Raw genomic sequence first — 14,271 nt, 5'->3', positions numbered from 1 at the left:
CAAATTCATGAGCAAGAACAGCTTTTCCAATCCGTCACGTCGTCCTTCGAAATCAGCCCACAGCCGGTCATCTGCGGTGCGCGCAACGGGTGAGGCTTTGGCCCCCGCGCGCAAGCATTCGGGCAAAGGGCTGACGCCGTTTAACATTCTTGCCGGTGCAACTGCACTGGGCTCGTTCTTTTATGCAACGGCTCATCCGGCACAGGCCCAGTCGGCTTTGCCTCAGGGCGGAACGGTTATGGGCGGGGATGTCAGCATTGCGCAGCCGTCTTCTGATACGCTCAATGTGGTGCAGGGGTCGAACTCGGCGATTGTAAACTGGCAAAGCTTTAACGTTGGCAGTGGCAATACGGTCAATTTCCAGCAGCCCGGCTCCAGCAGTGTGATTTTGAACCGCGTGGTCGGTAATGATCCTTCGGCTATTTTTGGCACCATTACCGCCAACGGCACGGTGATGCTGGTCAACCCCAACGGGGTGGTGTTTGGCAAGGGATCGCGCGTCGATGTGGGGGGGCTTGTTGCCACCACAGCCAATATCCGTGACGCCGACTTCATGAGCGGTAATTACAATTTTGACATTGCGTCGGCCAATCCGTCGGCTAGCATCGTCAATGCCGGGGATATCAGCATTCGCGATGCCGGTCTGGCCGCTCTTGTGGCGCCGAATGTGCAAAACGCGGGTGTGATTCATGCGCGCCTGGGCAAGGTCGCTCTTGGCGGGGCGAAAACCTTTTCGCTCGATTTCCATGGCGACGGGCTGCTTAGTTTTGGTGTGGGATCGGACGTCGATACTGCCCCGGTTGGGACGGATGGCAATCCGGTTGACGCGCTGGTTAGCAATAGTGGTTCGATCATCGCCGATGGCGGCGTGGTGTCGATTTCTGCGCGTGCGGTCAAGGACGTTATTGATAACGTGATTAACACCAGCGGTGTGATCCAGGCCAACAGTGTTTCAAGTGCCAATGGCCGGATTATTCTGTCTGGTGGCGACAACGGCACCGTTGTCGCCAGCGGCAGCATCAAGGCGACCGGCGATGATAGCGGCGAAACCGGCGGCAGCATTGTCGCCACCGGTGAAAAAATTGCGGTTGCCAGCGGCGCCAGCATGGATGCCTCGGGCGATGCAGGCGGTGGCCTTGTGGCGATTGGCAGCGAAGGCGACGGCGCCAAAGGCCGGGGCACGGGCGCGTGGTCCAACACGGTCAGCATTGCGAAAACAGCTAGCCTGAAAGCGGATGCAATCACCAGCGGTGACGGTGGCACTATCACTGTTTTGTCTGAAACTCTGACGAACTTTGCCGGTAGTATTTCGGCAAAGGGCGGGGCTACGGGCGGCAATGGCGGCTTTGCCGAGGTGTCGAGCCACAAGGGTGTCAAATTGACCGGCACGGTTGATTTGACAGCCCTTAATGGTGATACCGGGACTTTCCTGCTTGACCCTGATAGCCTGACGATTGTTGCCGGGGCAGGTGGTAGTCTGGATGGCGTGGCTGGCGACGGCACTGTTGCAGAGAATGACGATAACAACGGGGCGAACACAATATCTGCCGGTGTTCTTGAAGGAATTGCCGGAACGACCAACATTGTTCTTGAATCAACCGGTCTGATTACGGTCAGTACCGACCTCAGTTTGCAAACGACCAGCGGGCACAGCTTTACTCTGCGATCAACCGGGCTGGGTGGCATTACGTTTTCTGACGCGAGCTACAAAATTGTCACCCAGGGCGGTGACATTGTGTTGCAGGCAACATCGCCGGGCGCGTCGATTACCAATATCGGTCAGCTTTTTTCAAATGGTGATGGTAACCCGGGGCCCGTATCTGCTGCCGGGAACATCACGGTGCTGGCTGCCCGCGATATTCAGCTTAAAGGTGGGCTTTATGCTACTGGTAAAACAACCAGTGGCAACATAACCCTTACGTCGATTGCCGGATCGATCAATGCGTCATATCTGTCTGGTAAGTCAGCGAAATTGTCGACGGGGACGGGCAATATTGGCGCATCTGGTAACGCCATTAGCGTGAAGGTTGATGATCTTGAAATCAACGCGGGGGGAAGCTTTTTCGTCAACGTTTCCGCGCCCTTGAAATCGCTTAATCTTTCGCTCGATCATTTGTTGTCAACCGATACCCAGACCTATCAGCTTACAACAAGTCAAGAATTCCAGTCTTTTGATCTGACCGATACCGCTGATGCCTATGTTCTGAACACAATTTTAACCCACACCTCTAGTCTGAATTTCACCTTTAGCGGTGAAAAAAGTCTGACCCTTGGCACCATCAATGTTGGCGCGGGCGATGTTTCGCTAACAGCGAGCAAGGGATCGATAGCCGGAGCAGAAGGTGGCAAAGTTACGGCCAGTGCTTTGACCATTGCCGCGCGTGATGGCATTACGGGCGTCTCGGGCGGCAATCAGGCTCTTGCGACAGATATTAGCACCTTGAATGTGACCACCGAAACGGGCGGTATTCGTATTTATAACAATGATGCGGACGATAGCGGCCTTTCTGTTGTCAATTTTGTCGCAGGCGGCGGGGCCGAGTTTACGTCCCTTGTGGCTTCGACATATAGGATAACACTTGGACATGTTTCGGTTGGCGCGGGTGAGATTGGGATAGCGTCGTTTGGCAACGATGTTGTTGATGACGGTGATGATTCAACTTTTATCGATGCCGCAAAGCTGACTTTGCAGGCGGGCGAGGGCGACAAAGGCAGCCTAGGGAAATCCGGGCGCGCACTTTCCACCAACGCCCGTGAACTTAGTTTATTCGCTGCAAATAATATCTATCTTGACGCGACAGCGACAAGTGGAACGGTGACCTTCAAGAAGGTTCAGGCCGCAAATGGCGAGATCGGGCTGACCACTCATACCAGCACCAAAATCAATGATATCGGGCACGATACCTATAGTGGGTCAAGCAGTGGCAATTCGGGTAATATTGCAATTGTGGTTGATTCTGCCGCAACCCCGGAGACGGCTGCATTCCTTGATATTGATGCGCTGGATGCCGGCGCCGAGGGTGACGTTACCCTTACGCTGACCAACGGTTATGTTAATGCCGATGATCTAAAGGGCGACGATCTGGTGGTTTCGGCTACTGTTTTGGCATCTGCGTCTAATAATTCAACTAATAGTCTGACAACCACGGTTAATACGGTTGATATTACGACCGTGGGTGCCAGCAAAAACCTTGAGATCGTTGAAACGGATGCGTTGACGGTCAAGAATGTTCAGACTGGCCTGTCGACCAGTTCAATCGAGATTACCAACAAAGCCGGTGATATGACGATTGGAAAAATCGACCTTCAGGCGGTTCCTGAGACAGATGATTCAAACATGCCTGGGGGAGGGAGTTCTTCTTCCCTGCCAAAGGTTTCTCTCACAGCAGAAGGCGGCGCTCTGGTTGCACTTGATGGCGATAACAGCATCACCGCCCCGTCACTGACTTTGAATGCCAAGGGTGCGATTGGTTCGTCTACACACGCGCTTAATATCTATTCGACGGTTCTTGATATTGAAAATATCGGTGATATTTACCTTAAGAATATCAATTCTACGCTGACGGATCTTTCGATTGACAACACCCACAGTGCAAATCAATCCCAAAATACAATCTCGCTAACATCGGATCATTTGGCATTTGCCGTATCAGACGATGGAACCTCGGTCTCGGTGAGTAACCTTACCAGTGCGAATCTGAAGACGGTTTCCTTTGAGACCGACAGCAACCTTATTGTCGGGCAGGTTGGTACATCTAACGCAAAGGTCACCTTGAAGGCAGGCGGTAACATTGCAGATGACGGCAATGCAAATACCCGTATTGCAACCAGTGGCAGCTTGTCGCTGACAGCGCAAAAAGCAATTGGTACCAGCAGTGCTTCTGTCGAAGTGATCGCTGATGACGTTACCCTGAACGCCGGGTCGGACGTTTATTTCCGCGATATCTCGGACCTTGATAAATTCTCACTGACACTTGGTAATGCCGATTCCGAGCACGCCAATCTGTATGCGATTGAAGCACAGGGACTGGAATTTGCGCTGAGCCACAACCTTGAGACGGGCTATCATCTTGACAAAGTGTTTGATCTGTCTGGTCTGACATTTGGCATCAGTACCGATGCCGATCTGTCGGTTGGGGCGCTTGATGTCAGCTATAGCACCAGTAATTCGATTATACTTAAATCTACTGGTGCCATCAAAGATGACGGCGAGAGTGCGACGAACGTGCTTGCAAATTCCATCACACTTTCTGCCGGAACGCATATCGGTGACAGTGATCATAATCTTTCTTTGATGGCTCAATCCCTTAGCGCAAGTGCGAACAATGGCGGGATCTATATTGATGTCAGGAACCCGACCGGTTCGTCTAATTATGTCGGGGCCCTGTCTGTTAAGTCGCTTAATGCCGCAGGTGATATTGTTCTGACCGCCAACCATGGCGATGTCATTTTGGCGGGGCAGGTTAAGACCAATGATCATAACCTTACCCTGACCGTAAAAGACGGTTCCCTTCTTGGGGGAAGTGATGGCTCGATTAATGCCGGAAGTGGTAGCGCCACTGTTAACGTTACATCGGGCGACATTGGTCGCGATAGCGACGGTGATTACAGCAATGTCTTTACTGTATCTGCGGCGCAACTTGATCTTCAGGCCGGTGGTTCGATCCTGACATCGGGCTCGGGTGCAACGACGATTGCGATGCAGGCCGGTGGGGCTTCTGCATCATATACGCTTGGCAATGGCGACTTAACGGTAAAAGATATTTCTGTTGCCAGCGGCGCCGGGGCATTAACCCTCGTCGCGAAAAGTGGCTCTATCAACCGCGCTGATGTTTCTTCACTTGACGCCGCCAAACTGGTTCTTGATGCCAAATCCGGTTCTATTGGTAACATTCTTTCAAGTGCGACCGATGTGGCCTTGACCGCGGCTAATGGTATTTCCTTTACGTCATCGAATACGCTGACCAAACTTTCAATTGATGCCAAATCGACACTGGCGGATGATGTAAAAGTTGGTGCTAACGGGCAAAGTTTTGCTATTTCTTCTGCAAATTCGGTTCTTACTGTTGGTAATGTCACTGGCGGTTCATCGCTGGATTTCTCCTTCACGGCGGTTAACGATGTTGTATTGGGCCAGGTGGCCCTTGGCTCTGGCAAGGCTGATATTAAAACATCGGGTTCCATTTTCGATGACGGTGATCATACCAACACCAAAGTTACAGCAGGCAGTGTCAGCCTTACAGCAGGGGCCAGTGGTGATATCGGCGCCGATGGCAATGCCCTTGATCTTGATACCGCAAAGCTGTCGGTTGCGGCAGGTGGCGATGTTCGGGTTTCCAATTTAAAGACGTTAACGCATCTCGATGTGACCAGTACTAATAGTTCTGTATCGACGCAGAATATTTTCGATTTTGGTACAAATTCGCCTGTCTTGGTTACCGATGACGGCGCCGGGAAATTGACGATCGGTATGGCAGATGAAAACGCTGTAATAACGGATTTCAGTTTGACATCGGCCAAGAACATTGTTGTGGGCGATGTTAAAGCCAGCGGAACGGTAACGCTTGTCACTACCGGTTCGGGTGCGCTTAGCAACATTCAAGCCGCCGAGACCGGCACACTCGAGGCTGGCCAGGTTGTTCTCAAGACGTCTTCCGGGGGATCAAATGGGGCGATTGGCAGTGCAGAAAAATCGTTGCAGTTGAAAACGGCTGGTATTTCCATTGTCTCGAAAGGGAATGTCTATATTGACAATGACAGTGGTGCCACATTGTCGGCCCTTAGTCTTGATCTTCGCCATACAGGTTCCGGCACCCAGGTCTATAAATTCACAGATATGGGCCTTACCCTTACCGATTCCGGAAGTGATCTGACCTTGGATTTAACTTCCGGTAGTGCTTTGGATTTTGCCTTGGTTACGGATCGTCACCTTAATGTTGGCACCGTGACAGCGGGTACGTCTTCTACCGGTTCTGTTTCCTTGACGACAACCGGCCAGGCATCTGACCAAGGTAATGATGGGTCGATATCTTCTGGCAGTAACGTCATTACGGCCGGAAGCGTGACGCTGAATTCGTACGAGTCCGTCGATGTAAAGACCTCAACCCAAAACCTGTCGATTCATTCCAGCTATAAGGTCAAGGTTACCAATAACGCCACTCTTGACAGCCTTAAACTGGACCTTGATCGGGCGAATGTTGATCAAGCTGATAGTTCAAACAGTATTAGCTACACCATCACCAGCACAGGCCTGGATTTTTCTGCGACCGATTACTATTCCGATAACAATGGGCTTTTGCTTGACAATATTATCCAATCCGGGCTGGATCTTGAAATTACGGCGGCGAAAACAGTTACCGTTACCAAGGTCGATGTCGGGAGCGGCAAATTTACCCTGAATGCCGGGGACAACTCTATCAGGGCGGTATCGGGCAGCACGGTAATTACGGCAGACCAGCTGACATTGAATGGCGGGAATGTTGGTCGGTCTTCGTCGGGCTATTTTACGGTCGATGTAAATAAACTGTCGGGCAGCGTTAAAAGCTCGGTGATGCTGTCGAATTCCGGGGATTTGGCCGTTTCCGATCTGTCGGTCACGAGCGATGATGGTTCGATTAATCTGGAAGTTACCAACGGCAATTTGACCGTTTCCGATCTGTCGGTCACGAGCGATGATGGTTCGATTAATCTTAAGGTTACCAACGGTAATTTGACCAGTGATGGCGCCAATGGCGTTTCGGCCAGAGACGTGAACTTGAGTGTGGCTGATGGGAACATAGGTGTTACCAGCAATGCCTTGAAAACTAAAACGTCCAATCTGACGGTAGATGCTGGCGGCGATATTATTTTGTCGAATGCGTCAGATCTGTATTCTCTTGATGTGACGGCAAACCATCGTGCGGACACTCATTATGTCTACGACCTTCAGTCGCACGGGCTTTCACTGTCGATTAACGATACCGGCTCGCTCATGCAGCTGGTTAATCTGACTGAAGATAGCGGACTGAATGTTAACTTTACGAGTGATCGCAACATCGCGGTCGGCACACTTGCTGTCGGTGACGGGCGGTCCCTTACGATAACGACCACGGGTGCCGACCACAATATTTCTGCCTATAACAGTTCAGCTTTGTCTGGTCGCAGCATTAAGCTGGTCTCGACGGGATCAATTGGTGTGGATGGTGCCGAAGCAACAGCCCATATTAAAACCACAACCAAAGACCTGACGCTGAACACGCATGCGAATGTTTATGTTGATAACAAAGACACACATCTTGCATCGCTGTCTTTGACGTCGGATCAGGAAACCGGCGGGGAGGATGCGCCTGTTTATATTTTGACGTCCTCTGGTTTGACCTTTGATGTTACGGATAACGGCACTACGAATGTTAACCAGGTTAAGGATGCGGACGCAGGGCTGATCTTTAATCTTAATACCAAGCGCGCACAGGTCATTGGTACAATTGATACCGGGTTAAGCGGTTCTGTTACGCTTACCAGCCCGGCTAATATTACTGGTGCCACCGACAACCATATTACAGCGGGTACTGCAACGTTTAATACCAAGGGCGATGCCGTGCTGGGAAGCGATGGCTCCTCTCTTAAGCTGACGGTAGCAGACCTGTCGACCAATACATCCAGCGACATTTATATTGTAAATGACCGGTTGCTGAGCAATCTTGCCATGACAACGAATGGCAGCACCGATGCGACAATTCGTATCCTTGGGGCACCCAATAATCCGAACGGGGAAAACATACTTGTTTCGGGGCTGGTATCTTCGGCAAACGGAACTGAATATACCACGATTGACGATAATACCGGTCTAACGCTGTCACTTACCGGTGGGGGTGACGTTACAATCAAGGATATCAACCTTAACGGGATTGGTGAGCTTACGGCAACGAGTAATGGTGGTAGTCTCTATGGCGACAATGCCCCCGAAACGACCATAAATGCTGCGATTGTGAACCTGAGTTCCGACGGATCAGTCGGCACCAGTGAGAAGACCATTTACATTGATGGTGGGGAACTCACCGTTTCGGCTGATAATGACGTTGATATTGCCCTGAGCGGACGCACCAACTTTGAAACGCTGACGGCACGTAACGGCAATGCCAAGGTGGTGAACACCACCGGTGATGTCGCCCTTGGAAAGGTTTCGATAGAAGGTGGCGATTTCTATTTTGAAAATACCGGTGGGTCGATCCTGAGCGGTTCGTTGTCAGATACGGCTCATGTTACGCTAATCGCTTCGGGTTCCATTGGTAATGTCAGCGCCATTTCAATGACCGCAAATGGAAATGGCACGACCACATTAGATCAAATTTCGGCGACCACCAATGACCGGGGTGCGACAGGCTCTGTCAATATTGCGGAGACCTACGGGTTAACGGTGACCAGTGTTTCGGCAACTTCTGACGTAACCTTGTCAGCCGGAACCAGTTCAACTTCGACAGGAACACTGACGACGGGGAATATTAATGCTGGCACCGCAACCGTCAGCTTAACCTCAGGCAATGGTGCCGTAGTCGCAAGTTCGGATACGTTGATTACGGCAGGCAAGCTGATAATTTCCGCAACCAGCGACTATATTGGTAGCACTGGGGCCATTGTAAAAACAACAGCGACAGATCTGGACTTAAGAAGCCCTGGCGATATTTTCGTTAAGTCAGAAGGTGACTTGTCCAAACTTTCAATTGATCGCAGCAACAATAAAACCAACAGCGATTATAGCACAGGCACTGTTTCGATAGAGGCGACGAACCTTACATGGTCTGTTTCGGATGGTAGTCGAATCACCACACTGAGCAATGTAACCGACACTACCGGGCTTGATTTTTCCTATAAAGCAATCGAAGCACTGAAAGTCGGAACCCTCAATACCGGCGAAAATGGATCAGTAAACCTTTCGGCTTCTTATCAAAATCCGGATAATCTTGGGCAGGATGATCTCAGGTACTATGGGGATATTACCGCTGTAGATGGCAATTCCCTGATTACGGCGGGGTCCGTCAAACTGACCGCCCAGGGTAGCGGTGCCGCGATTGGTTCGTCTGGAACGTCCCTTAAGATGGATAGCAAAACGCTGGAAGCGTCGTCGCAAAGTGGGGGCATTAATGTCACTAATGCCTCGGCCCTTGCTTTGAACAACATTACGACGACTGGCGATCTAAGCGTTACGATTTCGTCTGGCGATCTGACCGTCGATGCATTGTCTTATGGCTCTGGTAAAAACCTGACATTGACGGCATCGAATGGCCATATCTATACCGGTGTGGGCGCGACACTTTCCTTAAATAGCGGTAATATTTCGCTTTCGGCATCGGACGGTATCGGGTCGAATACATCGCGCCTGCAATTGTCGGGAAGTGGTGCAGGGGAATTCACCGCAGATGTGACCGGCACAGGCAGTATTTACCTGAATGCCCAGAACGGTATGTCGAACAAACTTGTGGCGAAGACAGCCAATGGTGCAATTGACATCGTGTCGAACGGCAATATTGCCCTGACCGATTTGTCTGTGGGCCAGGATGCGGTTGGGAACGATATTATCGTTTTGGCAAAATCGGGTAACATCACCATTGGCGATAGTAATGGCGCGAACGGTGTGGTTGCGGGTGGCAATAACGGCAAGATTAACCTGACAGCACAAAATGGCGCGATTTATGCCGGGAATGCCAGCAGTGCCCTTGGCGCGTTTGAGGTGCGTCTGACGGGCGCGAATGGCGTAGGGACGGCTGACAATGCCATTGCCGCCAGTGGTCAGCGCGTGCTGGTATCGGCAACAAATGTCCAAGCCGGTGTTTACCTGCGTTCTGAAGTTGATGGCACCTTTTCGTCTGTGTCGACAAATGGTGGTAATATTTCGATCAAGGGATCGCAGGGGGCCACCATTCTGGTTGCCAATGCGGTTTCGGGTGCAGGAAGTGCTTCAACGGCAGGGAACATCACCATTTCGACAGCGGGCTCTGGTGGCGATCTGATCCTGGGCAATATTAATGCCAAAGGCTCGTCGTCCGACGGTCAGATCACGCTGACTTCAACGAATGGCAGTGTGGTTGACGACGCCATTGATGCAACCCGCATCGTGGGTTCCTCGCTTGAGGTTAATGCCGGTACAGGCGTTGGCACAACCGAGCGCCACTTGTCGACTACGGTTTCTCAAATCATCGGTAATATTGCCGCTGGTGATGTGTATATTGATGACAATAATGCTGCGGGTGTCACGCTGGGGACAAGCCAGAATGCCTTGTCGCTGGATGATGGTTCGCTGTTATTTTCGGCAACCAACGCTGTGACACTGACCAACGTTGTCGCAAAGAAAGATGGCGAAACCATTGATGTGACGGCAGGTGACGGTGACATCTCGGTTAACTCTGTTCTGGCAGGGGCTACCTCGTTTGACACCGATACGCAACCATCGACATCAACGGTTAAACTAAAAGCAACCAATGGTTCGATCCTGAGCGCACGCAGCGATAATTCGACGGTTATCATGGCCGGGACCTTGACACTGGATGCCAAAAACAACGTGGGTGCCCTTACCTGGGAAGACGGTGAGAGCGGCGATAATTCCGTTCGCAAGCCATTGCAGGTTATTATCAAAAACCTTGAGGCAACCACGGGGAGTGACGGTTCTGTTATCGCCATCCGTAACGGCGGAACTGACACGCTGAGCCTGGACAAGATAAACGGCCAGGCGATGACATCTGTTATGGTTTATTCCCAAGGGGATATTACCTGGGGGGATGCCGTTACCGGCAGGACCCTGGACAAACTGATGCTGTCAACTTCTGGTACATTGACGCTGGCAGATACGGTTTCGGCGACGGCCATATATCTGAATGGCGTTAAAGATATTGTCTCGACCAATGTTGACCCGCGTAAATTGACCCTTGAAGCGACAGGGGCCAGCGGCATTCAAATCTATAGCGGTTCACAAGGTGGCACGACCACTTTGAACAGTACCGCCAAGGCATTGAATGTGCAGCTTCTTGAAGGTGATACCAACTCGGCACTGGTTGTGAGCAACACCGGCGCGCTGACCAAGGCTAATCTGTCTGCCTATAATGACGTGTCCCTGACCAACGATGTCGGCGTATCCGGTGCAACCATTACGACGAATGGCGAGAACCACACCGCACGTATTACGGCAACTACTGGTGATGTGACGGTTGGTACGATCAATTCCGGGCAGACCGGCACTGTAGCGCTTACGGCAACGCAGGGTGCGATCAAATTTGATGGTGACCAGTCGGTGGTAACGGCCAACGTGTTAACCCTTACCAGTTTTACCGGGATCGGCACCGAAGAACAAAGCTTCTCGACGGATGTAAATACACTGAACGCCACGGTAACCGGTACGGGCAATATTTACACCAGCTACAAGGCCAACAGCTCAACTGGCCATCTTGAAACGCATGATGGCGACATTTACGTAACGGGCACATCAAGCCTTGATGTGGACCTTCATGATGTCTGGCTCGAAGACGGGCCAAATAATGAGAGCAGGAAACTTGTCGTTACTGTTATGGGCGGCGATGTGGCCCTAAGCAACGCCTTGAGTGGTGGCAATACGGTTGCCAGCCTTGAGGTTACAGCAGCCAATATTTCGACTGACGCCCTGACGACAGGTGGCAGCCAGAGCTATACCGGCACCACGACCCTGAATGGTAACCTGACTGCATCGGCCATTTCCATTAACGGAAATGCCATTCTTGGCGCAAATACCATGACGCTGGCATCCACCAATGGCGGTGATGTCAAAATCACGGGCAGTGTCACCGGCAAAGATGACCAGACGGGGACGGCGCTTACGGTTAATGCCGGGGCCGGAGACGTTGGGATCGGTTCGGCCACCTCGCACATTTCCCAGATCGCCCTTACCGGTGGTAATATAACGGTCGGTAATGTGACCACTTCAGGCACACAGACCTATACCGGCACGACCACGCTGGGAGGGGGCACTTATATCTCCGGTGGTGACTTCAAGGTTGCGGGTGCGACCTTGCTGGGAACCTCAACAACGGTAAATACATCGTCAAACAACAGTAATGTGACCTTTGACGGTGCCGTCGACAGTGACGGGCAAAACTATCAGGGTCTGGAAATCAATTCCGGTTACGGCACGATCAATTTCAATGGCGCGCTTGGCGGAACCCGTTTGTTGAACAGCATTGTTCTGACCTCGACGAGCAGTCAGAATGACGCACCAACGGATGGTCAGATCGTTTTTGCCTCGGCTGCCAATGTCAATGTTTATGAAGACTTCAAACAGAATGGTGGTCGTCGTATTGCCTTGCCGAGCTCGATTGAAACTGAAATCGGCGATATTAAAATTGATGGTGACGCATATCTTAAAGCCGGTGCTTCAAGCATCAAGGCACTGGACGACAACGAAGGCGGATTGGTGCGTTTCTTAGGAACGATTACTGGGAATGGCTCTCAGTTAACTGTCAATGCCGCTTCGGCGATCGAGTTTAATGGCGCTTACGCCGATAATGCTCAGGGTTCGACTCTGGCACTGACAGCACCCAATATTACGGTAAATGCTGTCACCACCAAAGGGGCGCAGTCCTATACCGGGGCGACCCGTATTCTCAATAACCTGACGGCAGGCTCCATCCAGATTGATGGTGCTGCTTCTTTGGCGGCCCAAATCGTGACATTCGGGTTACCGGAAACCCAGACCACCACGTTTGATACCAGTGCAGCCAACGGGAATATCACCCTGACGGGTACACTTGATGGCGGCAGTGACATTGTGGTTATGAAAGCCGGGACGGGGGCGGTTTCTATTGCTGGTGCTGCGACCAACGTAAATAACATGACCGTTTCGGGCAGCACGATTTCTGTCCATGACGTGACAACCACAAATGCACAGGATTATACCGGTGTTACGACCCTGAACGGGACTTACCAGGTTGGCAGTGATTTCACCGTTACCGGGGCATCCTGGATTGACGACGACACCACAATCAACACGCAAGATGGTACTTTGTCCCTTAAGGGAACAGTGAACAGCGTTGCACATGCGGATCTGACGCTGAAGTTAAACCTGAATGGCGGCAATACCACCACTCACTTTGATTACGCCCTTGGCAATACCAATGCTTTGGGAATGCTGACCATCAATGCAGGCGTAAACGGGGTGACCGAATTTGCCCGCACGGCGAATATTTCGGTCATTGACGGCCTTGTTTATACCGGGGGCCTTAAGCTTCTGTTGCCAGCCAATATCACGGCCAGCAACGGCCCGATTAAACTTGGGACCCTGAAACTGGTTGATGACACCGATCCTCTGGATGAAATTGCGGTTAAGCCGCAATCGATTTCGGGTGTTATTGCGACGCTGCCGTCGGGCAATGTCACCATTCGTAGTGGCGATGACATTACGATTGCGGGTTTGATTGGCAAAAATACCAATTTGGTCATGACATCGGGAACGGGTGATATTCGTATCGGGTCCAAAGAAGGCACTAGCGACCAGAAAATTGATGTAAAATCGCTTAATGTTGCGACGGCACGTACGGCCAACCTTTACGGAACCATTGGGGGCATTACCGGTTTTGATGCCTCCTACGAAATTGGCCCGTTAAAGTTTGCGCCGTATTACATCAACGATGCTTTCTGGCGGAACCGCGATTTGCCGCCCGCAGCAACCAAAACAACACCATTGCCCAAGCCGCCAAGCACCCCTCAGGTTGATGCGCTGTTCAATCTGAACACCACGAGTACGGGCATTACGCCGAACGTTGTGGGTGCCTTTGCTGCTCCGACGGTATTGAATGTCGGAACCGCACCAACAAATCTGTCAGTGGCACCAAGCCCGACCGTGATTACAACACCGGTTAGTGGTTCGACCGGAGCAGGCGTTGTGGTTACACCGCCGTCAGGTTCCAGCGGGATTGCAGGTGGCAACGGGGCTGCATCGAGTGGCGGAACGGCGACTGGCGATGGGGCAACCGGCACAACGACCGAGGGTGGTGATCAGCCTGGTGTGATTGGTGGTCAGTCAGATGATACCGATCTGATCCAGTCGAACGACCAATAAGTCATATCGGGCATTACATAATACTAACCTGAAATGTGAGGAATACCTTGGCTAAGCAAAGCAAAACGAACGGTGCGACAAAAACCGAAACAGCGGGTGCAAATCTGCCACTGTTTTATAGCAAGCCGCGCGCTGTTCTGGCCGAGCGTCATGGCAGCATGTCGTTGACACCAACGTCGGATTTTTCGTTTGCAGCGACCACCAATTCGGTGCCG

1 protein-coding gene is annotated in these 14,271 nt (G+C 51.7%); it reads left to right on the top strand.

Going from position 1 to position 14,271, the window contains the following annotated elements; translation table 11 throughout:
- Window positions 1–7: 7 nt before the first annotated feature.
- Window positions 8–14,056, top strand: a complete 14,049-nt coding sequence (locus tag THS27_RS12270) for a filamentous hemagglutinin N-terminal domain-containing protein (protein ID WP_085591253.1) — start codon at window positions 8–10, stop codon at window positions 14,054–14,056.
- Window positions 14,057–14,271: the final 215 nt, after the last annotated feature.

The organism is Thalassospira sp. MCCC 1A01428 (genome assembly GCF_002115825.1).
Lineage (GTDB): Bacteria > Pseudomonadota > Alphaproteobacteria > Rhodospirillales > Thalassospiraceae > Thalassospira.
Note: the sequence above shows the minus strand (reverse complement) of the source record. Positions and strands in the feature narration are given on the sequence as shown.